We start from the raw sequence: 23,629 nt of genomic DNA on the forward strand, positions 1-23,629 counted from the left end.
TGTTTCCCCGGTGCCCGCCTACGACATCGCCGACTGCCGACTCATTCAGTCGCTGCCGGTGTCAGGGAGATGTTCCAGAAATCGGCGTAGCGGCCGCCGTGGCGCAGTAGTTCGTCGTGGCTGCCTTCCTCCACGATCCGGCCGCCGTCCAGGAAGACGACGCGATCGGCGCGTCGGACGGTCCGCATCCGGTGCGCGACCATCACCACCGTCCGGCCGGCCATCAGACGTTCGATGCCCTCATGGACGGCTGCCTCGTTCACCGGGTCCAGTGCGGAGGTCACTTCGTCCAGGAGCACGATGGGCGCGTTCTTCAGCAGCGCTCGCGCGATCGAGACGCGCTGGCGTTCACCACCCGACAGTCTCGCGCCGCCCTCGCCGACACGCGTCGACCATCCGTCGGGCAGCCGCTCGATCACCTCGTCCAGCCGCGCCGCCGTCGCTGCCGCCCGCACCTCGGCCTCGTCGGCGTCGGGGCGGCCGAGACGCACGTTCTCCTCGATCGTGCCGTCGAAGAGGTAGACGTCCTGGAAGACGATGGCGATCCGCGCCATCAGCACCGCGGAGTCGATCGCGCGTACGTCGACACCTCCCACCCGTACCGCGCCCGCGTCCACGTCGTAGAACCGCGCGATCAACTGCAGCAAGGTGCTCTTGCCGGAACCCGAGGGTCCGACCACGGCGAGCCGTTGTCCTTGCGGCAAGGACAACGACAGGTCGTCGATCACCGTGCGGTCGCCGTGCCGGAAGGCGACGGACGCGAACTCCAGGTCATGGCGGACCGGCTGGACCGGTTCGTCGGCTTCCGGCAGCGGCTCGGTGCGCAATACCGTGTCGAGCCTCGCCAGCTCGTAACGTGCGCCGCGGATCTGGCCACCCATGTCCGCCAGCGACAGCAGCGGATCCGCGCAGCGGGCGGCAAGCACCAGGATCGCCAAGACCTCGGCCGCACCGATGTTCCCGCCGAGCACGAGGTAGGCGCCCAGGGCCAGCAAGGCGGTGAACGTCATCTGTACCGCGAGCGTCGAACCCACGACGCCGGGCAGCGCCGACAGTGTGGAACGGCGGGACGCGGCCTGGACTTCCCGCAGCGAGTCGTCGAGCACCCGGAAGCGTTCGACGGTCCGGCCACCGGCGCGCAGCACCGGCTGGGCCTGGAGGTATTCGATGACCCGTCCGGTGGCCTCGTGGTCGCGTTCGTGTCGCTCCGCGTCGGTGGCGGCCATCGAGCGTCCCGTCCGGATCTGGATCGCCGCCACGATCGGTACGGCGGCCAACGCGGCCAGACCCATCTGCCAGTTGAAGGCCAGCATCACGACGACGATCGTCAGGGGGGTCACGCAGGCGGAGATGAACGGGGCCAGCAGATGCGCGATCACGCCCATCGCCTGGAGGACGCCGCGGCCGGCCAGGACGGACACCTCTCCGAGGCGGCCCGCGTCGTACCAGCCGATGGGCAGTCGGGCCAGATGATCGCCGAGACGGTGGTACGTGCCGCGCAACAGCGTGGTCCCGGCATGGAAGCCGGACCGGTCGCTGACGAAGCGCAGTGCCGCGTAGACCGCGACCGCGACCCCGAACGCGATCAGCCAGGGCCAGGCGTCATCAGGCGTACCCCCGAACAGCGCACGCAGTACGGGAACCAGCAGTGCGCAGGACAGACCCTCGACCACCGCGGTCGTCGTCATCAGGGCCACGGTGCGACGCACCGGCTGGGCGTACTCGTGGCCCAGCACGCGCAGCAGCATGCGAATCATCGGGGCTCGCCTCCCTGCGGCACGTCACCGTCGGTTTCGGTCCGGTCGGCGAGCGCCGACCGTTGGGATTGCCAGAACGCGGCGAACTTCCCGTTCCGCGCCAGGAGTTCGGACGGACTGCCGTGTTCGACGATCGACCCGTTGTCCAGCATCACGACGGTGTCGGCGTCGGCGATCGTCTCCAGGCGATGTGCGATGACCAGGATCGTCCGGTCGCCCTCCAGCGTCGCCAGTGCCCGGCGAACCGCCTGTTCGGTCTGCGGGTCCGCGAAGGCGGTCGCCTCGTCGAGCACGAGAACGGGCGCGTCGCCGATCAGCGCGCGGGCGAGCGCGATGCGCTGCGCCTCGCCCCCCGACAGACCGGCGTCCTCACCGATCACCGACTCGTATCCGCGGGGCAGCTCGAGAATCCGCTCGTGGATGTTCGCCAGCCGGGCGGCGCGCACCACGTCGTCGAGGTCGGCGTGCGGTACTGCCAGCGCGATGTTGTCCGCGACCGACGCGCGCAGCAGGCGGACGTCCTGGAAGACGAAGGAGACGGTCCGGTAGAGCTGCCGGCTACCGAGCTCACGCAGGTCGACACCGCCGAGGACGACGGAACCGTGGGTCGGGTCGAAGAACCGCGGCAACAGCTGGACCAGCGTGGACTTTCCGCTTCCGGACGCACCGACGATCGCGGTGGTGGTCCCCGGTTCCAGCACCAGATCGATCCCGCGCAGGACCTCGTGATCGGCCTCGTACCCGAATCGGACGTCACGCAGTTCCACCCGGTGGCCCCGTGGCGCGACCGGGCGCGCGGGCTCCGGTAACGACTGCACCGCGAGGACGTCCCGGATCCGGCCGACCGCGCGCCGGGCGGCCTGGATGTCGTCAAAGCCGTGGCCGAGGGCCGCCACGGGCGCGGTCAGGCCCAGTCCGAGCAGCAGGAAGGGCAGCAGGTCGGCCGGAGCCATGCCGCCGGTGGTGATCAGAGCCGTACCGCCGATCAGGATGACGAGCAGGACGAACGGCGGTGACAGCGCCACCTGCATCCCGGCGGCGATCCCGGCGAGACCGCGCACCATCCGGAAGAAGCTGCCGACGAAACCGTCCACCGCTGTGAGGAACCTGCGATGGGCGCGCCCGGACGCGCCGAACGCCTTGACCACGGCGATGCCCTGGACGAACTCGACGACGGAACTCGAGATGTCTCCCATGGCGGCGTCGAACTCCTCCTGCTCGCGCAGCCGGGTCGGCGTCATCATCAGGGGGACCAGCGCCACCGCCAGCACGACCGGTATCAGCGTGATCAGTGTGAGCCGCCATTCGATGGTGAACAGGTAGATCAGCGACGTCAGCGGAACCACGAAGGCGGAGACGAGCTCGCCGGGAGTGTGGGCGATGAACGGGTGGACGGCGCTGACGTCCTCCCCCACCACCTTCGCCAGCTCGCCGGTCCGGCGCCGGAAGAACCAGCCGATCGGTACGTGTCCCAGCCGCGCGGCCAGTTGCCGGCGGAGCGTCAGTTGCACCTGGCCGTCGACGATGTGCCCGATACCTGACGACGCGGCCGTGAACAGGAGCCGAAGGAACAGGCCGGCCGCCCCCGCGATCACGACGGTCCAGACATGACCGTGATCGATCGGGCCGGACGCCAGCAGTGTGCGCCCCAGTTCGACGACCGCCAGCAGCGGCATCAGCCCCGCGAGGGCGCCGACGACCTGCAGGATCACCACGGCGGCGAAGCTCCGGTAGTAGGGGCGCAGCAGCCCGGCCGTGTTCTGCCCGGCCACGGAATCGGCATCGGGTGGTGCTGTGGACTGCTCCCCAGCCTTGGCGAGGTCGGTGGTGGTCATGGTCCCCCTGTCTTCGTCGATCTGCCTCGACCGTGCCGCTCGGGCGGCGGAACGGCACGAGGGTCACTGCTGCCGGCGTGAGCCCTGGCCGAGCACCCGAGGCTTTCGGCATCGCGAACTCCGTTTGCCTCACTGCCCTTTGACTTTCCGAACGTGTTCCGAAAGTAGCACGGGACGGGCCGTCGTGAACATGAAGGCTGAATCCGCACCCGTGGCGAGGCGAAGGTCGGCGGGCGGCATGATGGGACGATGTCCCGAGCGCCCGCACCGCACGGCCGCACCGGCCGGCCACCCCTGACCTCCCGTGCGCAGATCCTGGTGGCCGCCCGCCGGCTCATCGATGAGCACGGCTGGGAGAAGCTGACGATCCGCCGTCTGGCCGCCGAGATCGGCATCGGGGCGACGACCCTGTACCACCACATCCGGAACAAGGACGACCTGCTGCTCCTCCTGCTCCATCACCACATCGAGCAGGTGGGACGCCCCGAACTGCCCGGTGACCCACGGGAGCGCATCGTCGCGGCCGCCACCGCTCTGCACGACGCCCTCGCGGCCTGGCCATGGGCAGCGGAAGTCCTCTCGGCCGACGGGTTCGTCGGACTCCTCGACGAATCCGCGATGTGGATGGTCGAAGCCATCGTGGCCGGAGCCGCCGACCACGGATGCACGCCCGAGCAGAGCGTCGACGTCTTCCGCGGCATCTGGTACTTCACCGTCGGCGAGGTCCTGGTCCGCGCCCACTCCGCCCGTCGGCAGGCCGAGGGCGCGCCCTTCGCCTACCGCGACGACCTGGACCCGTCCCAGGTGCCCCACCTGGCCGCCATCGGCGTCCGGTGGGCAGCGCTGGCCGCACGGGACATCTACCCTCAGGCGCTCCGCACCTTCGTCGACGGGCTGCTCGCGCAAGCCACCCCACGGGGCATCGCCTGAGCGCGGGCAACGGGGAGGGGTACGGGCTGCGGGGAGGAGCGCGGGCTGCGGGGACGAGCGCGGACCGCGGCCCGGTGCGGCAGGCAACGGCCACCGCGCTCACGTACCGGGTGACGCGTTCGGTGCATCCGTTCGCCGCGGCCAGGGGGAACTTCGGGGAGATGTGTGCGGCACCGCTCGGGCGCATGGATAATCTATCTCAATCATTGAGAGTTTTCGGTTTGAAGTAACTTCCCCTGCCTTGGAGCCCCCATGCTCTCGTCCACCCCATGGGTCCGACGTCTGCTGCCCCTCGCCCTCCTCATCGCCTGGCTCGCCATCGGAGGCGGTCTGGGCCCGTACGCCGGCAAACTCGGCGAGGTCGCCACCAACGACCAGGCCGCGTTCCTGCCGCGCAGTGCGGAATCCACCCAGGTCGTCGAGGCCCGGAAGGCGTTCCGCCAGGAGGAGACCCTGCCCGCGATCGTGGTGTGGACGGCCGGCTCCGAAGGAGGGAAGCTCGGCAAGGCCCAGCAGGCCGCGGCCACCCAGGCCTTGGCATCGATGACCGGACAGCCGGGGATCGTGGGGACGCCGTCCCCGGCCCTCGTGTCGAAGGACGGTCTGGCGCTGAGCGGTGTCGTGCAGCTGCGGCCCGATCTCGGGGACGAGCTGCCCACGGCCCTCGCGGCCGTGACCACGGCAGCCGGGACGGTACCCGGCACCACGGCGCAGCTCGCGGGTCCGGCCGCGACCCAGGCCGACCTGAGTGACGCCTTCGCCGGGATCGACGGTCTCCTGCTCGTCGTCGCTCTGGTGACCGTCCTGCTGATTCTGCTGCTCGTCTACCGCAGCGTGCTGCTTCCTCTGGTGATCATCCTCGGGGCGGTGTTCGCGCTCGGCCTGGCGTGTGCCGTGGTCTACGTGCTCGCCGACCACGACATCGTGCGCGTGGACGGTCAGGTCCAGGGCATCCTGTCGATCCTCGTCATCGGCGCCGCCACCGACTACGCGCTGCTGTTGGCCGTCCGGTACCGCGAGGAGCTCGCCGCGCACGAGGGCGACCGTGTCCCGGCCATGCGCGCTGCCCTGAGGCAGTCGGTCGGGCCCGTCACGGCCAGCGCGGCCACCGTGGCCCTCGGTCTTCTCGCCCTCCTCTTCAGCGATCTGACGAACAACCGGGCACTCGGGCCGGTCGGCGCCATCGGCATCGTCTGCGCGGTCCTCAGCGCGCTCACCTTCCTGCCCGCCGTCCTGGTGCTGTTGGGCCGCGCCGCCTACTGGCCGGCCAAGCCCCGGCCGGCGGACGCGGCAAGCGGCGGCCACGGCCTGTGGCGGCGGGTGGCGAGCCTCGTGGACCGGGCGCCGCGCAAGGTGTGGGTGATCACCCTCGGCGGTCTGCTGGCGTGTGCCGCTTTCGCCCCCACGCTGGAGTCCCGGGGCGTGCCGCTCGACGAGATCTTCGTCAACGACGCGCCGTCCGTCGCCGCCCAGAAGACCCTGGGCCGCCACTTCCCGGGCGGCTCGGGCAATCCGGCGGTGGTGATCGCCGACGCCGCGGCGCTGCCTGCCGTGACCGCGGCGGCCGAGGCCACCGACGGAGTCGACTCGGCCACCCCGGTGACCGTTGCCGGTCGGCCGGGCGCCGGCGCCGTGCTCGTGGTCGACGGCAGGGTCAGGCTCGATGTCACCCTGAGTGACGCGGCGGACAGCGTGGCGGCCAAGGAGGCGGTCGTCAGCCTCCGGGAGGCCGTGCGTGCCGTCCCGGGAGCCGATGCTCTCGTCGGTGGCTACACCGCCCAGCAGTACGACACGCAGCGCACCGCCGAGCGGGACCGGACCCTCATCGTGCCGGTGGTGCTGGCCATCATCCTGGTCATCCTCGTCGGCCTGCTCCGCTCGCTCCTGATGCCGGTGTTGCTCGTGGCCACCGTCGCCCTCAACTTCCTCGCGACGCTCGGGATCTCCTCGCTCGTCTTCCGGCACGTCCTCGGTTTCACCGGCACGGACTCGTCGGTGCCGTTGTACGGGTTCGTCTTCCTGGTCGCGCTGGGCGTGGACTACAACATCTTCCTCATGTCCCGCGTACGGGAGGAATCGCTGCGGCACGGAGTCCGCGAGGGCGTGCTGCGCGGGCTGACGGCCACCGGCGGCGTCATCACCTCGGCGGGCGTGGTCCTCGCGGCCACCTTCGCCGCCCTCGGCGTCATCCCCCTCGCGTTCCTGGCACAGATCGCCTTCATCGTCGCCTTCGGCGTCCTTCTCGACACCCTGGTCGTCCGCTCCCTGCTCGTCCCCGCCCTGGTGCGGGACATCGGGCCGACGGCCTGGTGGCCGGGCGAGCTCAGCCGCCGGGATCCCGGCAGGCAGACCGAGAAGGCCGGTACGTAGGTCCCTGCTCGGGGGCGTTCGTGTGCGCTGATCGTGTTCCCGGGGGCCGGCGTCCCCAGCGCTCAGTAGCCCAGCGGAGATACGGGGATAATGGAGTCATGCGCTCACCTGGTGCGTTCGTCGGCGAGCTGCGGAAGCGGTCCGGTGAAGCACTGCTGTACCGGGTCGCGGGCCCTCAGGCGCGCGACAAACGTGCCCGGATCCATGGCCCGCCCGGACCGCGCTGGTTCGGACCCGAACGCCCCGTGCGCGTCGTCCATGGCGACGCTTCGATGTACGTCGGCGGCCTTGCCGCCCTGCTGCTCCAGTCGCTGCACCCCGTGGCCATGGCGGCGGTCGCCGCCCACTCCGACTTCCAGGGAGATCCCTGGGGCCGGCTCCAGCGCACCAGCACGTTCCTGGCGGTCACGACGTTCGGGCTGAGCCAAGACGCCGAGCGAGCCGTGGAGCGGGTACGCAGCGTGCACGAGCGGGTCCAAGGGAGCACGTCCGAGGGGGTGCCGTACCGCGCGTCCGATCCCCGTCTCCTGACCTGGGTGCACATCGCGGAAGTGGCCTGTTTCCTGAGAGCCCACCAACGCTACGGCCGACGCCCGCTCGATCCGACCGGGCAGGACGGGTACGTGGCCGACATGGCCCGGGTCGCGTCCCGGCTCGGCGTCGAGCGTCCTCCCGAAACCGTCGCCGGGCTGACGGCACGCCTCGCCGCGTACCGTCCGGATCTTCGAGCCACCCCGGAGTCCCGCGCGGCGACACGCTACCTGTTGTCACATCCGCCGCTGCCGGTCGCGGCGAGGATTCCGTACGCCTTCCTGGCGGCCGCGGCAGTCGAGCTGCTGCCCGCCTGGGCGCGAGCGTCTCTGGACGTGCCGTACGCGACGCGGATCCTGCTGCCCGCGGCCCGTCCCGGCGGCCGTGCGGTCATCGCGGCGATCCGCTGGGTGACTCCGCCCGTTCCACCCGCTCAAGGAGGGATGTGAGTCATGCCGACGCGTCCACGGAGCATCCCGGCGACAGGCGAGCTGTGCCTGGTCACCGGTCCCGGCGGCTACATCGGCGGTCGGCTCGTGCCGGAACTGCTCGACGCGGGGTACGCCGTCCGCTGCCTGGCACGCACGCCCGCGCATCTCCGCGACCATCCCTGGGCGGACCGCGTCGAGGTCGTCCGCGGCGACGTCACCGACGCCGCCGGCCTGCGCCCCGCCCTGCGCGACGTGCGCGTGGCCTACTACCTGGTGCACTCCATGAGCTCAGGGAAGGACTTCGAGGAGAAGGACCGCCACGCCGCCCGAACCTTCGCGGCGGAGGCACGGGCCGCCGGGGTCCGCCGCATCGTGTACCTCGGGGGACTCACCCCCGCAGGCATGCGGAACGAGGAACTCTCCCCGCACCTGCGCTCCCGGGACGAAGTCGGCCGGATCCTGCTCGCCTCCGGGGTGCCCACGACCGTGCTCCGCGCCGCCGTCGTGATCGGTTCCGGCTCCGCGTCGTTCGAGATGCTGCGCTATCTGACCGAGCGGCTCCCGGTCATGGTGACCCCCAGCTGGGTCGGCACCCGCGTCCAGCCCATCGCCGTCCGTGACGTCCTGCGCTACCTCGTCGGCAGCGCGCGGATGCCCGCGGACGTCAGCCGGACCTTCGACATCGGGGGCCCCGACGTCCTCACCTACCGGGAGATGATGGAGCGTTACGCCTCCGTCGCCCGGCTGCCCCGCAGGCTGATCCTGCCCGTCCCCATGCTCACCCCACGCCTGTCCAGCCTCTGGATTGGACTGGTCACACCGGTGCCCGCCGCCCTGGCCCGGCCGCTCGCCGAGTCCCTGCGCCACGAGGTCGTGTGCGCCGAGCACGACATCGCCGACCACGTGCCCGACCCACCCGGGTCCCCCGTGCCCTTCGAACGGGCCCTCGCCCTCGCCCTGCAGCGCGTGCGCGACGCGCAGGTCGTCACCCGCTGGTCCTCCGCCTCGATGCCCGGAGCACCGAGCGACCCGCTGCCCACCGACCCCGACTGGGCCGGCGGCAGCCTGTACACCGACGAACGGGAACGGGACGTCGCCGCCGGATCCGAGGACCTGTGGCGGGTCGTCGAAGGGATCGGTGGGGAGAACGGCTGGTACTCGTTCCCGCTCGCGTGGGCCCTGCGCGGCTGGCTCGACCGCCTCGTCGGCGGGGTCGGGCTCCGCCGAGGCCGCCGCGACGCGGCCCGCCTGCGGGTGGGCGACGCCCTGGACTTCTGGCGGGTGGAGGAGATCGAGCGGGGGAGCATGCTCAGGCTCCGGGCGGAGATGCGGCTGCCCGGCCTCGCCTGGCTGGAGATGCGCGTGGAGGACGACGGAGCCGGCCGGTCGCGCTATCGGCAGCGGGCCCTGTTCCACCCTCGGGGGCTGGCCGGGCACTTCTACTGGTGGAGCGTCTCCCCCTTCCACGCCATCGTGTTCGGAGGCATGGCCCGCAGGATGGCCCGAGCCGCGGAGGAAGCCGCCGACGCGGGGCACGCGTCCAGGCGTACGCGGGAAGCGCCCGGCGTCACGGGCGGAGGTCCCGACCGCACGGCCGCGGCGGACGGGACCGGTGAGCGAGGGTCCGGTGGGGGAGGGGCAGGGACCCGGCGGCGGCCGTGACGGCCCCGCCCACGCGGGAGTGATCCCTACCCGATCGTGACGCTCGCCGACGGCCTGGGGCGCTTCCGGCGCACCCGCGGCTCAGGGGGTCAGCGGCCGGGTGCCCGAAGGGCTCCCAGTTCCTCGTTGAGCGCGGTGAGGAACCGCAGCGCCGTGGCCAGCTCCTCGTCGTCGAAGCGCCCTCTGGCTCGGGAGGTGGCCTCCGCCAGCGGGAGGAAGTAGCGGCGTGCGGCCGCCCTCGCCCCCTCCACGTAGTGCACGTGCACCACTCTGCGATCCGCGCTGTCCCTGGACCTGCGGACGTGACCGGCCTTCTCCAGCCGGTCGAGACAGGCGGTGACCGCCCCGGACGTCAGTCCGAGATGCTCGCGCAGCCGACCGGGTGTGAGCGGCTCCGGGCTGTCCAGGATGATGCCGAGCGCCTGCACGTCGGTCGGGTGCAGGCCCTGGGCCAGCGCGAAGCCGTGGACGAGCCTGCTGATCTCCCCGTGCGTGCGGCGCAGGGCGACGGCGAAATTCTGGAGGTCACCCGGCGCCCCGCCGGGGGGCGCGGTCCTGTCTCGGTCATCAGTGCTGGCCACACGATCAGCCTATGCGCCGGGACGGTCCAAGGACGAAACGGCTGCGGGCCCGGCGCACCTCGGGGCCGGTCTTCGGCGCCGAGGCGCGGCGGCCTTCCGGACCCAGACGATCAGCGGGACCTGGAGCGGGAGGCGGGCGTAGGCGACGGCGCCTTGGCCGGCGTGGTCGGCCCGCGCTGGGAGGTGGAGGACGGGCCGACGGGGTGTCAGTCCGCTGAGCTATCCTTCCCGCCACCGCACACCGACTGTAGGGACCACGAGACTTGACCGGCCTGTCTGCCTTCCCGCTGCCCTTTCACGCTTCCCGTTCCCTTTCGTTGGCGAAACCCCGAACGCTGCGGGAACTTCAGATGATGCAGTGCAGCGCGCACATTCGGGCGAAGCCAGGGTGGTTCGACAAGATGAACGATGCCGACATCGTCGCCAAATGGACGCGGGAAGCAGTCGCCCAGGGCCTCACCGAGGCGCAGGTTCGTTACGTGCTTGCCGAACTCGTGCACTACGCCGGGCTGCGGGACGGACGATCCGGCGTCGAGGTGTCCGCCGTCGACGGGGTATGGCAGTCGGACACACTGGTCGACGACAAGCTCCGATCCCGGCTGCGCGAGGCTGTTCGGGTTCTGGAGCAGGCCCCCGAGGCAGAGCAGGACTGGCATCCCGGATCCGACGGGCAGGTACTGGATCTGGTTCATCCCTCACTGTTCTGTCTGGTGAGAGAGGCGAGCGGCGCGCCCGAGCGGGCTTGGCTGAACCCGACGAATCACTACTCGAAGCACGAGTTCTCGGAGAAGTTCCAGTGGTTGCCCACGGACGTCGAGGTCAGTGACGACGGCGATGTCGCCTTCCGTTCGTACGTCAACAACGTCCACCCCGAGGCGCATCACGAACTGGCCGCCGTCCTGCCGGACGTGTTCGCGCGCATGCGTCCGCTCCTGGAGAACGTGCTCACCGATCTGCGCCATCCGCGGCCCCTGCGGATCGAGGCCGATCCCTACGGGTGGTACGACTCGGAGCCGGAGCATCCGGACGAATCCTCCTACAGTGATGACGCGGCCTACGAAGAAGCCGTCACCGCATGGGAAGAGGCCCAGGACGACTGGTGGGAGAACCGTCGCCCGGTCGTCCCGGACGCCCCGGCCTTCACCCCGCCCGAGTTGCCCGACGAATCCGCCCGAGTCGACCTGCGCGGCCGCGGTCTCCAGGTCATCGTCAAGCTCGCCACCATTCATCTCACCCCGGACAAGCCCGAGTACACCGGCGGTTCCTGGCACGTCGAGGGGATGTTGAACGAGCGGATCGTCTCGACCGGCATCTACTACTGGGACAGCGAGAACATCACCGAGAGCCGGCTGAGTTTCCGGGCGGTACTCGACGACCCGCACTACGAACAGAACGACGACAACGGTCTGCGTGAGGTCTACGGCCTGGAGAACGAAGACGCACTGAACCAGACGCTGGGATCGACGTCGACGCCGGCGGGCCGCTGCCTGGCGTTCCCGAACATCCTGCAGCACCGCGTCGGCTCGTTCCGCCTCACGGACCCCACCCGCCCGGGCCACCGCAAGATTCTCGCGTTCTTCCTGGTCGACCCGTCGGAAAAGATCGTCTCGACATCCGATGTGCCACCGCAGCAACCGTGGTCCGACACCTCGACCATGACGCTTGAACAGGCCCAGAACTACCGCGAACAACTCATGCGGGAACGCAAGTTCTTCGTCGACGAACACAACGAGCAGCTCTACGAGCGAGAGTTCTCCCTCTGCGAGCACTGAACCTCTTCTGTCCGCACATACCTGCGGAATCAGATCTGAGCGCGCGGTGGGTCAGGTCTCACAGCTTCCGGCGGAGCCGCCGCGGGCGCCATGGGCTGTTGGCTCCAGCAAATATGGCGGTCGCTTGTGCGCCGGCCGGTCACCCGCCACCGCACGGCCAGATCCGTTGTCCCGGAATCGGAGGTTCCGGGACAACACCCCACATCCCGTTCAGGCGGGGTGGTTGACCCGCCGATCGCCCTTGCCATCCGTACAAGCGTCCTGAAAGCCTTCGTTCGATTCAGCTGTCGCAGTAGCAAACAACGGAGGCAATACGCATGTCCCCACGCATGTCCCCACGCTTGTCCCCACGCTTGTCCCACGTCCGAGTGCGCCGGGCGTGGCTGACGGCCACCACCGCGGTCTCGCTGGCACTGACGGGTCTGTCGGCCCCGGCCCACGCCGAGGAGACCCCGCCGCCGTCGCCCGACTCGTGGCACCAGGAACCGCAGGCGACGGTGAGCGATGCGGCACCCCTGGGCGCCATGGCGTGGACCAGCCCCGGCGGGAAGGCCGACCCCTCGGACTTCACCCTGCAGGCCGGCGCGATGAACGGGACGACCGCCGAACGCGTCGCCCGCCTCGACGGCGTACTGCCCAAGTCGGGCGTGTCGAAGCTCCTTGCCGACGCCAATCGCACCGTCGACACGTCGTGCACCCGCGACCCGTTCGGCTCGGCGCCCGCTCCGGCCCTCAAGTGGTGCCTGGAGAACGACGACTCGACCTCGCGCGAGTGGATCCCGCAGGCCATGACCGGTGTCTCGGACGCCGCGGACAACGAGCAGTACGGCGTCGGCAACGACACGAACATCCAGCTCTACGCGTCCTACGACAACTGGGACCCGGGCCGCGACAGCAACGAGAACGAGGTCGGCGACTGCAACCCCGACGAGTTGGAGGCGAACGATGCCTGCAACCAGAAGGGTGTGCGGGTCTCCTTCGTGCAGCGCCGTGCCGACGGCACGGTGAAGTACCGCCATGTGCTGCTGGGCTGGGCGTACATGAACAACTCCGACCACGTCTCCTTCGACGGAGTGCACGCCGCCGAGGGCTCGACGGTTCCGGACCCGAACAAGGACATGCAGAACGGCCTGCACGCAGGCGGCATGGTCTGGTACGGCCACTATCTCTACGTCGCCGACACCCGCAACGGCATCCGGATCTTCGACATGGAGAAGATCATGGACCTGGATCCCAACGGGGACGGCAAGGCCGGTGACCAGATGGGCGCGGACACCGACGGGGTGAAGACCACGTCCAACGTCGAGGTGAAGACCAAGGCCGGCCGTCACAACAACGTCTGGTACAGCTTCGGCTACCGCTATGTGATGCCGCAGGTGGCGGCCTGGAAGTTCAAGGCCCCGCAGTCCAATCCCTCGGGTTCGTTCAAGTGTGTCAGCACGGGCGCCCCGAAGGCGTCCTACCTGTCGCTCGACCGCAGCACGACCCCGGACCGGCTGATCATGGGCGAGTACTGCCGTCCCGAGAGCGGCTACCCGTCGCCGGGCCGGATCGCCTCGTTCCCCGTCAAGGCCCTGGAGAACCGTTCCGGCGAGGTGGCGGCCCAAGGCTGGGCCAACTACCTGCCGATGACGAACGGCGGCGCCCAGGGTGCACTGGCGATGGGCGAGAAGCTGTACGTCAACCAGAGCGCCGGTCACAACGATCCGGGCAACCTGTGGCGTTACCGGTGGAGCAACGGTGAGCTGGTGTCCAACGGCAGCGCGATCAAGACCGCCACGGGTGCCGAAGACCTCTACTACGAACGCGGCGCGCAGCGCCTGTGGTCGGTATCCGAGCACTACGGTCCGGCGGTGAACGCCGAGGCCCTTGAAGACGGCGCGTCGGCGAAGTGCCTGGGCCTCGTGTGCGAGCGCGTTCTCTACGCCCACAGCAAGGCTCAGCTGGACGCCCCGTAGCCCGACTCTGACAGCCCGCCGACCGCCGACCGCGCGCTCAGACGGTCATGCGGGCGAGGCGTTCCCACAGGCCATCACCCGGCGCAGTGTGCCCCACCCCTCGCACGGGCGGAGGCGATACTGCTCGTGACACTCGCCCCGCCGGTGGGGCGGTGGGGATGCACCTCTGTCGATGTCTTCGAGGGGAGCCGTTCATGACCACGGCGAAAGACCTGTTCATCATCGCCATAGACCTGAGGCCGGAGCATGCCGTGGGACAGGGTGACCTGTCGCTCGCGCTCGCCGGAGCCGAGCTCATCGATCTCGTCGGCGCCGGAGCCGTCACCGTGGACGGCGATCACCTTCAGCCGGACGGGTCGCCGACGCTCGACGATCGGCTCCTCGGCGAGGCCGCGGCAGGACTCGTTCGGCAGCCGCCCCACGAGCGGATCGAGGACTGGCTGTGGCGCCGGGGCCGAGACCTTTCGGCCGCGTACCAGGCCGTGCTGGAGGAGGACGGTGAGCTGAGGCGGAAGCGAAGCGGCCGGCTGTCCTTGGGCCCGCACGTCGTGGAACCGGTCGATTCGCCCGGCCGCCGCCGGGCAGCCGACCGTTGGGAGGAGAAGGAACCCGTCCTGGCCGCCCTCGCCTCGGCGTTGGGCCTCGGCGACGCACGGTCCGACGACGAGCCCGGCCTCGACGACGAGGCGGCGACGGCCGTGGTGGCCGCCGTCCACGACGCGGTGATGGAACTGGAGGCCGTACGCCAGCGACGGACCATCGAGAACTCGGCCTTCGCCAACCTCTGGCGCGGCTGAGTCGGGTTCGGGTCGACATCAGCGACACGGTGCCGTCGGCAGGGCCTGCAGGCACCTGGAGCAGCAGGTCGAGGTCGTAGGGCCGCAGCGGTTCGAGGACCTTGCGGCCCTACGAGCGAGGCGCCGACCACGCCCTCGGTGCGCCGGTGGTTGCCGAACCCCGGATAGAGCCCGGACCAGTCGAGAGCGGCACGGTGGTCGCGGTGGAGACCGCCGATGTCCAGGACCCGCTTGTTGGCGAAGAGGATCGCGGCGACCGTGTACTCGGCGACGGGAACGGCGTTGCGCGGCGGCCGACGACACCGCGAGGCCGCGGTCCCGCCGGCCGCCCCCTCCCGTCGGAACGTCTCCCGCCGGGACGTCTGCCGCGGTGTTCTCCTTGCGGCCGCCGTCCGCGCCCACGCCGAAGACCTCCGCGCGCACGGTGCCATCCTTGCTGTCGAGCCCCGGTCCTCGCCGCGCGTATCGGTGGAATGACCGATGTGCGGGGCGCGGGCGCGCGGCGATAGTCCTCGGGAGATCGTTGGCGGGCGGCCGTGGTGCGCCCGGTGGTGGAAAGGACCTTCTGTGGACACGTACGCGGATCTGGTGTTTCTCGGCGGACGGGTGGTCACCGTCGACGCGGAGTTCTCCGTCGCCTCGGCCCTGGCGGTGACCGGCGGGACCATCAGTGCCGTCGGCGGGCGGGACGACGTGGCGCCGTTCGTCGGCCCCGACACCCGCGTCGTCGACCTGCGAGGGGCGACGCTGCTTCCCGGCATCAACGACTCCCACCTGCACGGATGCGCCTTCGGCATGGCGACGCCGCCGCTCTCCCTCGACGTCGCCCACCCCGCCGTGTCCTCCCTCGCGGACGTGGCCGAGGTCGTACGGGAAGCCGTCGGACGGGCTCCGGAAGGGCAGTGGATCACCGGGCACGGCTGGGACACCGGCTACCTCGACGAGTGCGTCGCCGACCCGTCGCGGCAGCCCTCGCTGCACGACCTCGACGCCGTCAGCCCCGACCACCCCGTCGTCCTCTACTCCTTCTCCGGGCACGCGACCTGGGTCAACTCCAAGGCGCTGGAGCTCATCGGGATCGACCGGCACACCGTCGCCCCGCCCGGCGGGGCCGTCGTCGTGGACGAGACCGGGGAGCCGACCGGGCTGCTCCACGAGGGCGCGCAGGCCCTCGTCCAGAACGCGCTGCCGCCGCTCAGCCGCCAGGAGCGGACCGACGCGATCAGGTCGGCCCTCGCCACGCTCGCCGGGCTCGGCGTGACCAGCTACACGGAGCCCGGGCTCGGCCCCGGCGGCGACGGCATCATGCGGGGCGCGCTCGGCGGGGAGACCCTCGACGTCTACCGCCGGCTGCTCGCCGACGGCGAACTGACCGCCCGCGTCGGCGTCCTGCTCCTGCCCACCGGAATGGCGAGCACCGCCGAGGAGTTCGCCCGCACCCTGACCGCCATCGGCGGACCCGGCGCGTCGGGCGAGTCCGGCGACGCCGATCCGCGCCGCCTCGCGATCCACGGGGTCAAGATCTTCGGCGACGGCATCGTCCCCAACAAGACGGCCTGGATGCACGAGCCGTACGTCGGCGGCGGCTGCGGCTCCCTCTGCGTCGGCGGCGAGACCGACGCCGACCGGATCGCCGAGATCGGCGCCATGATCCGGCACGCCCACGCCGCCGGGTACCAGCTGGGCGTTCACGTCACCGGCGACCGGGCCGGCGACACCGTCGCGGAAGCCTTCGCCGCCGCCGCGGCCGAACACCCGAGGCCCGACGCGCGCCACTACGTCATCCACGGCGACTTCCTCACCGCGCACAGCATGAAGGTCCTCGCGGCGCACGGCTTCGGCGTCAACATGAACCCCACCATCAAGTGGACCGTCGCCGACATGGAGGAGGAGTTCGTCGGCACCGGACGCGCCGCGTACGCCTGGCCCTACCGCGACGCCCTCGACGCCGGCGTGCGGGTCGCGAGCGGATCCGACGCCCCCGTCACGCACCCGGACTGGCGCCAGGGCATCGCCACCATGATGCTGCGCGAGTCCAAGGCCACCGGCCGGGTCAGCGGGCCCGAGCAGCGCATCGGACTGGCCGAGGCGATCCGTACGTACACCATCGACGCGGCCTGGCAGGACTTCGCCGACGACTGGAAGGGTTCCCTGGAGCCCGGCAAGGCCGCCGACCTCTGCGTACTCGACGGGGACCTGCTCACCGCCGACCCGCACGACATCCCGGACATGCCCGTCGTCCTCACCGTCATGGACGGACGTGTCGTGCACGACACCCTGCGCGATTGACGTATTCCGGGCAGATGATCATCCTGGGGGGATGGCGGCGCGGCGGAGCACGACGGACATCCTGGACGCGGCCGTCCACGTCCGTGCGGCCGCCAGAAGCGCCACGAGCGGGGCGGCCGGCGTCGACACGGTCCTGGCCGCGCTGTCCGAGGTGATCGCGTACGACCATGCCTCCCTGGCCCGCTGGGACCCCCTGCGCCAGTGCCACACCACCCTGGCGGGGAGCTACCCGGACGACGCCACGGCCTACATCGAGACCCGCCTCCACCACGACCCGGTGTTCCCCGTGCTCCGCGGCCCGGACCGGGGCGGGCTCTGGCTCAGGGACGTCCCCCGGCGGCTCCTCGCGGCGTCGCCGGGCTTCCAGGAGGTGCTGAGCCCCCTCGGGATCGAGGACGGCGTGGCCCAGTGCCTCTTCGCCGCCGACGGCCGGTACGTCGGCATGCTCAACGTCAGCACCCGCGGACCACGGCGCGCGCCCGATCCGGCGCGCGCCGTGGTCACCCTGCTCACCGAGGCCTTCGCCGCGGCCGTCGACTCCCGCGCCGCCGCGCCGTCCCAAGAGCTCGCCGCCCCCGCCGGGGGAGCGCGGCGGCCGGGCGGGCTCTCCCCGCGGGAGCTCCAGGTGCTCGCCGAGCTGACGGCCGGCCGCACCAACCGGGAGATAGCCGAACGGCTGTACATCACGCCGCGCACCGTGGGTACCCACATCGAGCACATCCTCGCCAAGCTCGATCTCCCCAACCGCGCGGCCGCCGCCGCCCGGGCCGCCGCCTGGGGAATCCAACCCTCCCCATGACGCGAGCCGCCGGGTTCACGGATGCGCCAACCTCCCGGCTGATCGCCCGGTCGCGCATGGCCCGGCAAGGCCCGCCCGGCAAGGCCCGGTTGCGCAAGGCCCGAAGAGGCAGCCGGGTCGTGGCTGCCCCTCACGGGTCGTCCCGTACGGGGACTGGTGTCCGTCAGGCCACTCGGGCGACGGATCCACCAGGCGACGTGCAAGACGTGCGAGGTGTGTAGGGCGTGCGAGGCGCGCACGGGGTGAGTCGGCCCGATCCGCCGGGGAAAGGTCGGGCGGGTGTCGCCCCGCGTTCACCGGTGGGACATCGAGGCCCCCCGTAATGCAGGAGTTGTATGGACAACAGTTGTTCATACAGCTTGGCCTCGCCCCTTCCCCCATGGAGTACGCGTGACCTCCGCTGCCCGCGCCGCGATCCTCGTCGGCGCCCTCGGCCTGACCGCCCTGTCCCTCACCGCCTGTGGCGCCGCCCCCACGAAGGACGCCGTCGGCGCCGACGGCAAGAACCTCGCCACGGCGGCCTCCGCGGCCGACGCCGGCGGCATGGACGCCCTGGTCGCCGCCGCGAAGAAGGAAGGCACGCTCAACGCGATCGCCATCCCCCGGGACTGGGCGAACTACGGTGCGCTCATCGACGGCTTCACCGCGAAGTACGGCATCAAGGTGAACGTCGAGAACCCCGACGGCTCCAGCCAGGACGAGATCAACGCGGTGAAGTCCCGCAAGGGCCAGGACCGCGCACCCGACGTCCTCGACCTCGGCGCCTCCTTCGCCCAGGCGGCGGGCGAGCAGGGCCTCACCGCCCCGTACAAGGTCGCCGCCTTCGACAAGATCCCCGAGACGCAGCGCGACCCGCAGGGCCGCTGGTTCAACGACTACGGCGGCTACGTCTCCATCGGCTGCGACGCCAAGCGCGTCAAGGTCTGCCCGCAGACCTTCGCCGACCTGCTCAAGCCCGAGTACAAGGGTCAGGTCGCCCTCAACGGCAACCCGACCAAGTCCGGCTCCGCCTTCGGCGGCGTGTACGCGGCGGCCCTGGCCAACGGCGGCTCGTTCGACGACATCAAGCCGGGCATCGACTTCTTCGGCAAGCTGAAGAAGAACGGCAACTACAACCCGGTCGAGTCGACCCCCGCCACGGTCGAGAAGGGCGAGACGCCCATCTCCATCGACTGGGACTACCTGAACGCCGGCTACGCCGAGCAGTTCGCGTCGAAGGGCGTCGACTGGAAGGTCGCCGTCCCCACGGACGGCGTCTACGCCCAGTTCTACTCGCAGGCCGTCAACAAGGACGCCCCGCACCCGGCCGCCGCCCGCCTGTGGCAGGAGTACCTCTACAGCGCCGAGGGCCAGAACCTGTGGCTCAAGGGCTACGCCCGGCCCGTCCTCATGCCCGCCATGGAAGCGGACGGCACCCTCGACAAGACGGCCGCCGCGGCGCTGCCGAAGGTCACGGGCACGCCGAAGTTCCCCACCGAGCAGCAGACGTCGAAGGCCAAGGAGACCCTGTCGCAGGGCTGGTCCGCGGCCGTCTCCGGGTGACCCGTCGATGACTCCGCACTCCTCCACCGCCCCGTCCGGGGCCGTCCGCGCGCACGACGCGCGGCCGGCCCCGGCGGGCGCCGGCCCCGCGTCCGCCGCGCCCGGCCCGGCCCGCGAGACCACCGGTTCCCCCATGACCGACGGCCCCGCCGGCAACGCCCCCGCGCGGCGGGCCCGCCGCCCCCGCGCGGGCGCCTGGCTCGCCGCCCTGCCCCTCTTCCTCGTCGTGGGCCTCGCCTTCGGGCTGCCCGCGCTCGCCATGACCGACGGCGCCTTCACCGTCGCCGACGGCTCGTACGGCCTCGACAACCTCACCCGGTCCGTCGACGGCGCCTACCGCACCGCCCTCATCGGCAGCATCGAACTGTCCGCGCTCACCGCCGCGGCCGGCACCCTCTTCGGGCTGCTCCTCGCCCAGGCCGTGGTCTCCTCCCGCGGCCGCGCCCTCCGCGAGGCCGTGCTCACCGCCTCCGGCGTACTCGCCAACTTCGGCGGCGTACCCCTCGCCTTCGCGTTCGTCGCCACCCTCGGCAACGCCGGCGTCCTCACCACGAGCCTGGGCCTCGCCGACCACGGCTGGTCGCTGTACGGCTTCTGGGGCCTCGCCCTCACCTACCTGTACTTCCTCGTGCCGCTGATGGTGCTGACCGTGGCACCCGCACTCGACGGACTGCGCGTCCAGTGGCGGGAGGCGGCCCGCGACTGCGGCGCCTCCGCCTGGCAGTACTGGCGCCACGTCGGCCTCCCGGTGCTGCTGCCGTCCCTCCTCGGCGGCTTCGTGCTGCTCTTCGGCAGCGCCTTCGCCGCGTACGCGACGGCCGCCGCCATGGTCGGCAGCTCCGTACCCCTCGTGACCCTCCAGATCGCGGACGCGCTCTCCGGGAACGTCCTCGTCGGCCAGGAGAACGTCGCCCTCGCGCTCAGCCTCGACATGGTCGTCGTCGCGGCGCTCGTGATGGCCGTCCACCTCCCCCTCCAGCGAAGGAGCACCCGATGGCTCGCCTAGGACGCCCCCTCGTCCTCCTGCTCGCCGGGGTCTACTTCCTGGTGCCGCTGCTCGCCTCCACCGTCTTCACCGTGAACATCCCCGGGCAGGGGCTCACCCTCTCCTCGTACACCCGGATCTTCACGGCGCCCGGCTTCACCGGCAGCCTGCTCCTCTCGCTGGGGCTCGCGGCGGCGACCGTCGCCCTCGTCCTCCTCGTCACCGTCCCCGCGGCGGTCGCGGCCCGCCTCTCGGCACCCCGGCTGCGTTCGGTCCTGGAGGTCGTCTGCACCCTGCCGCTGGTCGTGCCGCCCGTCGCGCTGACCGCCGGCCTCGGCACCGTCCTGCGCTGGGGCCCCGAGAAGCTGTCCACGACCCCGCTCTACCAGACGTTCGTGGCCGTCCAGAACCCCGACTTCCCCCTCGTCCTCGTCCTCGCGTACGCCGTGATGGCACTGCCCTTCGTCTACCGCGCGCTCGACGCGGGGCTGCGCTCCGTCGACGTACGCACCCTGGTCGAGGCCGCGCGGGACTGCGGCGCGTCCTGGCCCCGGGCGCTCGTCTCGGCGGTCCTGCCCAATCTGCGGGGCACCCTCCTGAACGCCTCGTTCCTCACGCTCGCGCTGGTGCTCGGCGAGTTCACGGTCGCCTCGCTCCTCGGATTCCAGCCCTTCGCCGTGTGGATCGTGCAGGCGTCCGGCTCGGACGCCCGGCTCTCCGTGGCCGTCTCGCTGCTGAGCCTGCTGCTGACCTGGGTGCTGCTGCTCGCGCTGACGACGCTGGGCAACCGCCGCCGCACACCGCGCCCTTCCCGTACTTCCCGTACTTCTCGTACTTCCGAAGGAAAGACCTCCCGATGACCCCGACCGTCCTCGACAAGCCGGTGCGCACCGGCGCCGCCCTCCGGATCCGCGGCCTGCGCCGGTCCTTCGGCTCCGCCGTCGCGCTCGACGGCCTCGACCTCGACGTCGCCCCCGGCGAACTCCTCGCCCTGCTCGGCCCGTCCGGCTGCGGGAAGACGACCGCGCTGCGTGTCCTCGCCGGCTTCGAGCGGCCCGACGAGGGCCAGGTCCTGCTGGACGGCGAGGACATCGTGCCGGTGCCCGCCGACCGCCGCGACACGGCGATGGTGTTCCAGTCGTACAGCCTCTTCCCGCACCTCACGGCCGCCGACAACGTCGCCTTCGGGCTGCGGATGCGCAAGGTCAGGACCGCCGAACGGCGGGCGCGCGCAGGCGAACTGCTCGAACTCGTCGGCCTGGCCGGGTACGGCGACCGCTTCCCGCACCAGCTCTCCGGCGGCCAGCAGCAGCGCGTCGCACTCGCCCGCGCGCTCGCGCTGCGCCCCCGGCTCCTCCTGCTCGACGAACCGCTGTCGGCTCTCGACGCGCGGGTGCGGCTGACGCTGCGCGAGGAGATCCGCCGGCTCCAGCTGGAGCTGGGCATCACCACCGTCTTCGTCACCCACGACCAGGAGGAGGCGCTGTCCATGGCCGACCGGGTCGCGGTGATGAACGGCGGCAGGCTGGAACAGCTCGCCTCGCCGACCGAGCTGTACGAGCGCCCCGCGACGGACTTCGTCGCCGAGTTCATCGGCACCATGAACCGGATGCCGGGCCACGCCGACGGCGACGGCTCCGTGGACGTCCTCGGGGTACGGCTGCCCGTCGAGGGCCCCGCCGGAGCCGGCCCGGTCACCGCACTCGTCCGCCCCGAGGCCCTGGAGATCGAAGCGGCGGAGGGCGGCACGGGACGCGTCGTCGCCACCGCGTTCCACGGCCCCACCACCCGCGTCCGCGTCACCCTGGCCGACGGTACGGACGTCAAGGCCGACGTGCCGACCCACGCCGCCGCCGCGCTGACGCCCGGTGTCGCCGTGACCGTACGGCCCCGGCGGCGGCCCGTCGTCCTCGCCGCCGCGGGCGGTGCCCGGTGACCCGGCTCCAGGCCGTCCTCTTCGACATGGACGGGACGCTCGTCGACACCGAAGGCGTCTGGCTCGACGTCGTCGAGGCGGCCGCCGCACGCCGGGACCGCACCCTGGACGCCGAGCACCGCACGGCGGTGACCGGGCGCTCGGTGGAGGACACGGCCGCCCTGCTCCAGGAGCACCTGGACGCTCCGGCGGCGGAGCTCGCCGCCGAGCTGGGCGCGGACTTCGCCGCCCGCCTGGAAGTGGCCGCCGTGCCCCGGCCGGGCGCCCTGCGACTCCTCGCCGCGCTCCGCGCCCGCCGCGTCCCGACGGCCCTCGTGTCCGCCTCGCCGCGCGCGGTCGTCGTCCAGGTCGCGGGCACCCTGGACGGACACCGCTTCGACGCGCTGTTCGGCGCCGAGGACACCGTACGCACGAAGCCCGAACCCGATCCTTACCTGGCGGCGGCCGTGGCGCTCGGCGTCGAACCGGCCCGCTGCGTGGCCGTCGAGGACAGCCCGACCGGGGTCGCGTCGGCGATCGCCGCGGGCTGCCGGGTGCTCGCCGTGCCCTCGACGGAACCGCTCGTGGACTTCGCCGGCACCGAAGGCGTCACGCTCGCCGACTCGTTGACCGACGTGGACCCCGAGATGTTGATCTCCCTGGTCCGTTGAGCCCGGTCCGTGACAGGGTGGGCGGGTGAGCGAGGGACGGGGCAGGACGCCGCTGTATCTGACGGTCGCCGCCGATCTGCGGACCGCCATCTCGGCGGGCGAGTACGGCTCGGGGGCCAAGCTGCCCGCCGAGGACGAACTGGCCCGCCGCTACGGCGTGTCCAGGGGGACGGTCCGCCAGGCGCTCGCCGCGCTGCGGACCGACGGGCTCATCACCTCACGGCGCGGCTCGCGCCGGGTGGTGCTCGGCGGACCCCGGCTGCACAGCTTCGGCGAACTGCGCTCCTTCACCCGCTGGGCGCGCTCGCTCGGCGAGGAGCCGGGAGGCCGGATCGTGGCCGTCGACCGGGTCCCGGCGGACGCGGAGGAGGCCGAGAAGCTGCGCGTCGCGGAAGGCGCGCCCGTCTACCGGGTGCGGCGGCTGCGGACGCTCGCGGGCACGCCGGTGATGGTGGAGCGGACGACGTATCCGGAGCGGATCGGGGAGCTGGTGGCCGGGATGCCGCCGGACACGGTCTCGCACTCGGAGCAACTGGAGCTGCACGGCGTCCTGTTCACCGACGCCCGGCACACCATCGACCTCGTGCCGGCCGACGCCGACGACGCGGAGCTGCTCGGCTGCCGGGCCGGGGAGTCGCTGCTGCGGGAGCGGCGGCACTCCACCGACCCGGCCGGGAACCCGGTGGAGTGGTCCCAGGACCGCTACCTGCCGGGGACGGTGGCCTTCACGATGCAGAGTTCGACGGCGACGAGCGCGCTGGGACGCCGGCTCGGTTCCTGAAGCGGCGGCCCCTCACCTGATCC

Annotated in this window: 18 protein-coding genes and 1 pseudogene; 15 read left to right on the plus strand and 4 right to left on the minus strand. The window is 71.6% G+C overall.

Going from position 1 to position 23,629, the window contains the following annotated elements:
• Positions 1-41: 41 nt before the first annotated feature.
• Together ACFWWU_RS20125 and ACFWWU_RS20130 are read right to left on the minus strand one after the other, a co-directional pair.
• The gene (locus ACFWWU_RS20125) at positions 42-1,757 is read right to left on the minus strand and encodes an ABC transporter ATP-binding protein (protein ID WP_384147118.1); all 1,716 of its coding nucleotides are present in this window, start codon (positions 1,755-1,757) and stop codon (positions 42-44) included.
• On the minus strand, positions 1,754-3,592 hold the full coding sequence (locus ACFWWU_RS20130) for an ABC transporter ATP-binding protein (protein ID WP_384147120.1): 1,839 nt from the start codon (positions 3,590-3,592) through the stop codon (positions 1,754-1,756). The genes ACFWWU_RS20125 and ACFWWU_RS20130 overlap by 4 nt, the downstream gene beginning before the upstream one ends.
• Before the next feature lie 249 nt (positions 3,593-3,841).
• Here ACFWWU_RS20130 and ACFWWU_RS20135 point away from each other — a divergent pair, with 249 nt between their 5' ends.
• The 4 genes from ACFWWU_RS20135 (at position 3,842) to ACFWWU_RS20150 (ending at position 9,516) form a co-directional block, all read left to right on the plus strand.
• Complete coding sequence (locus ACFWWU_RS20135; protein WP_384147122.1) at positions 3,842-4,522, plus strand: TetR/AcrR family transcriptional regulator; 681 nt, start codon at positions 3,842-3,844, stop codon at positions 4,520-4,522.
• A gap of 252 nt (positions 4,523-4,774) precedes the next feature.
• Positions 4,775-6,892 carry an MMPL family transporter gene (locus ACFWWU_RS20140; RefSeq protein WP_384147124.1) on the plus strand — a complete coding sequence of 706 codons (2,118 nt, stop codon included), beginning with the start codon at positions 4,775-4,777 and terminating at the stop codon, positions 6,890-6,892.
• Between the two features lie 98 nt (positions 6,893-6,990).
• Entirely contained in the window at positions 6,991-7,872 is an 882-nt protein-coding gene (locus tag ACFWWU_RS20145) for an oxygenase MpaB family protein (protein ID WP_384147126.1), read from the plus strand.
• 3 nt (positions 7,873-7,875) lie between these two features.
• Positions 7,876-9,516: an SDR family oxidoreductase gene (locus ACFWWU_RS20150; protein WP_384147127.1), complete on the plus strand. Its 1,641-nt coding sequence runs from the start codon at positions 7,876-7,878 to the stop codon at positions 9,514-9,516.
• An 89-nt stretch (positions 9,517-9,605) separates the two neighbouring features.
• Here ACFWWU_RS20150 and ACFWWU_RS20155 read toward each other — a convergent pair whose 3' ends face one another.
• Positions 9,606-10,097: a MarR family winged helix-turn-helix transcriptional regulator gene (locus ACFWWU_RS20155; protein ID WP_384147129.1), complete on the minus strand. Its 492-nt coding sequence runs from the start codon at positions 10,095-10,097 to the stop codon at positions 9,606-9,608.
• Between the two features lie 263 nt (positions 10,098-10,360).
• Between ACFWWU_RS20155 and ACFWWU_RS20160 the strand changes: the two genes are divergently transcribed.
• From ACFWWU_RS20160 to ACFWWU_RS20170, 3 genes are all read left to right on the plus strand, one after another.
• Entirely contained in the window at positions 10,361-11,869 is a 1,509-nt protein-coding gene (locus ACFWWU_RS20160) for a DUF4246 domain-containing protein (protein WP_384147131.1), read from the plus strand.
• Between the two features lie 353 nt (positions 11,870-12,222).
• Positions 12,223-13,827 carry a hypothetical protein gene (locus ACFWWU_RS20165; protein WP_384147133.1) on the plus strand — a complete coding sequence of 535 codons (1,605 nt, stop codon included), beginning with the start codon at positions 12,223-12,225 and terminating at the stop codon, positions 13,825-13,827.
• Between the two features lie 194 nt (positions 13,828-14,021).
• A complete protein-coding gene (locus ACFWWU_RS20170) occupies positions 14,022-14,624 on the plus strand; it encodes a GPP34 family phosphoprotein (protein ID WP_384147135.1) in 603 nt (200 codons plus the stop codon).
• A 37-nt stretch (positions 14,625-14,661) separates the two neighbouring features.
• On the opposite strand, the pseudogene ACFWWU_RS20175 reads toward ACFWWU_RS20170, so the two are convergent.
• Positions 14,662-14,942 (minus strand): annotated as a pseudogene (locus tag ACFWWU_RS20175) (hydroxyacid dehydrogenase); the annotation flags it as partial.
• A 249-nt stretch (positions 14,943-15,191) separates the two neighbouring features.
• On the opposite strand from ACFWWU_RS20175, the gene ACFWWU_RS20180 reads away from it, so the two are divergent.
• The 8 genes from ACFWWU_RS20180 to ACFWWU_RS20215 all read left to right on the plus strand — a co-directional run bounded on the left by ACFWWU_RS20180 (position 15,192) and on the right by ACFWWU_RS20215 (position 23,606).
• Entirely contained in the window at positions 15,192-16,913 is a 1,722-nt protein-coding gene (locus tag ACFWWU_RS20180) for an amidohydrolase (RefSeq protein WP_384147137.1), read from the plus strand.
• 31 nt (positions 16,914-16,944) lie between these two features.
• On the plus strand, positions 16,945-17,712 hold the full coding sequence (locus ACFWWU_RS20185; RefSeq protein WP_384147139.1) for a LuxR C-terminal-related transcriptional regulator: 768 nt from the start codon (positions 16,945-16,947) through the stop codon (positions 17,710-17,712).
• Between the two features lie 390 nt (positions 17,713-18,102).
• Complete coding sequence (locus ACFWWU_RS20190) at positions 18,103-19,254, plus strand: extracellular solute-binding protein (protein ID WP_317601105.1); 1,152 nt, start codon at positions 18,103-18,105, stop codon at positions 19,252-19,254.
• A 133-nt stretch (positions 19,255-19,387) separates the two neighbouring features.
• Positions 19,388-20,260 (plus strand): ABC transporter permease, encoded by an 873-nt coding sequence (locus ACFWWU_RS20195; RefSeq protein WP_384147246.1) that lies wholly within the window; start codon positions 19,388-19,390, stop codon positions 20,258-20,260.
• Complete coding sequence (locus tag ACFWWU_RS20200; protein ID WP_384147141.1) at positions 20,248-21,099, plus strand: ABC transporter permease; 852 nt, start codon at positions 20,248-20,250, stop codon at positions 21,097-21,099. Before ACFWWU_RS20195 ends, ACFWWU_RS20200 begins: the two co-directional genes overlap by 13 nt.
• The gene (locus ACFWWU_RS20205; protein ID WP_384147143.1) at positions 21,096-22,175 is read left to right on the plus strand and encodes an ABC transporter ATP-binding protein; all 1,080 of its coding nucleotides are present in this window, start codon (positions 21,096-21,098) and stop codon (positions 22,173-22,175) included. Before ACFWWU_RS20200 ends, ACFWWU_RS20205 begins: the two co-directional genes overlap by 4 nt.
• Positions 22,172-22,825 carry an HAD family hydrolase gene (locus ACFWWU_RS20210; RefSeq protein WP_384147145.1) on the plus strand — a complete coding sequence of 218 codons (654 nt, stop codon included), beginning with the start codon at positions 22,172-22,174 and terminating at the stop codon, positions 22,823-22,825. The genes ACFWWU_RS20205 and ACFWWU_RS20210 overlap by 4 nt, the downstream gene beginning before the upstream one ends.
• A 25-nt stretch (positions 22,826-22,850) precedes the next feature.
• A complete protein-coding gene (locus tag ACFWWU_RS20215; RefSeq protein WP_384147147.1) occupies positions 22,851-23,606 on the plus strand; it encodes a GntR family transcriptional regulator in 756 nt (251 codons plus the stop codon).
• Positions 23,607-23,629: the final 23 nt, after the last annotated feature.

This window comes from Streptomyces sp. NPDC058650 (genome assembly GCF_042717315.1).
GTDB lineage: Bacteria > Actinomycetota > Actinomycetes > Streptomycetales > Streptomycetaceae > Streptomyces.

Coding starts and splice junctions, on each gene's coding strand:
- ACFWWU_RS20170 (WP_384147135.1), top strand. CDS start 14,022: ATGACCACGGCGAAAGACCTGTTCATCATCGCCATAGACCTGAGGCCG.
- ACFWWU_RS20150 (WP_384147127.1), top strand. CDS start 7,876: ATGCCGACGCGTCCACGGAGCATCCCGGCGACAGGCGAGCTGTGCCTG.
- ACFWWU_RS20135 (WP_384147122.1), top strand. CDS start 3,842: ATGTCCCGAGCGCCCGCACCGCACGGCCGCACCGGCCGGCCACCCCTG.
- ACFWWU_RS20185 (WP_384147139.1), top strand. CDS start 16,945: ATGGCGGCGCGGCGGAGCACGACGGACATCCTGGACGCGGCCGTCCAC.
- ACFWWU_RS20125 (WP_384147118.1), bottom strand. CDS start 1,757: ATGATTCGCATGCTGCTGCGCGTGCTGGGCCACGAGTACGCCCAGCCG.
- ACFWWU_RS20145 (WP_384147126.1), top strand. CDS start 6,991: ATGCGCTCACCTGGTGCGTTCGTCGGCGAGCTGCGGAAGCGGTCCGGT.
- ACFWWU_RS20140 (WP_384147124.1), top strand. CDS start 4,775: ATGCTCTCGTCCACCCCATGGGTCCGACGTCTGCTGCCCCTCGCCCTC.
- ACFWWU_RS20200 (WP_384147141.1), top strand. CDS start 20,248: ATGGCTCGCCTAGGACGCCCCCTCGTCCTCCTGCTCGCCGGGGTCTAC.
- ACFWWU_RS20130 (WP_384147120.1), bottom strand. CDS start 3,592: ATGACCACCACCGACCTCGCCAAGGCTGGGGAGCAGTCCACAGCACCA.
- ACFWWU_RS20205 (WP_384147143.1), top strand. CDS start 21,096: ATGACCCCGACCGTCCTCGACAAGCCGGTGCGCACCGGCGCCGCCCTC.
- ACFWWU_RS20195 (WP_384147246.1), top strand. CDS start 19,388: ATGACCGACGGCCCCGCCGGCAACGCCCCCGCGCGGCGGGCCCGCCGC.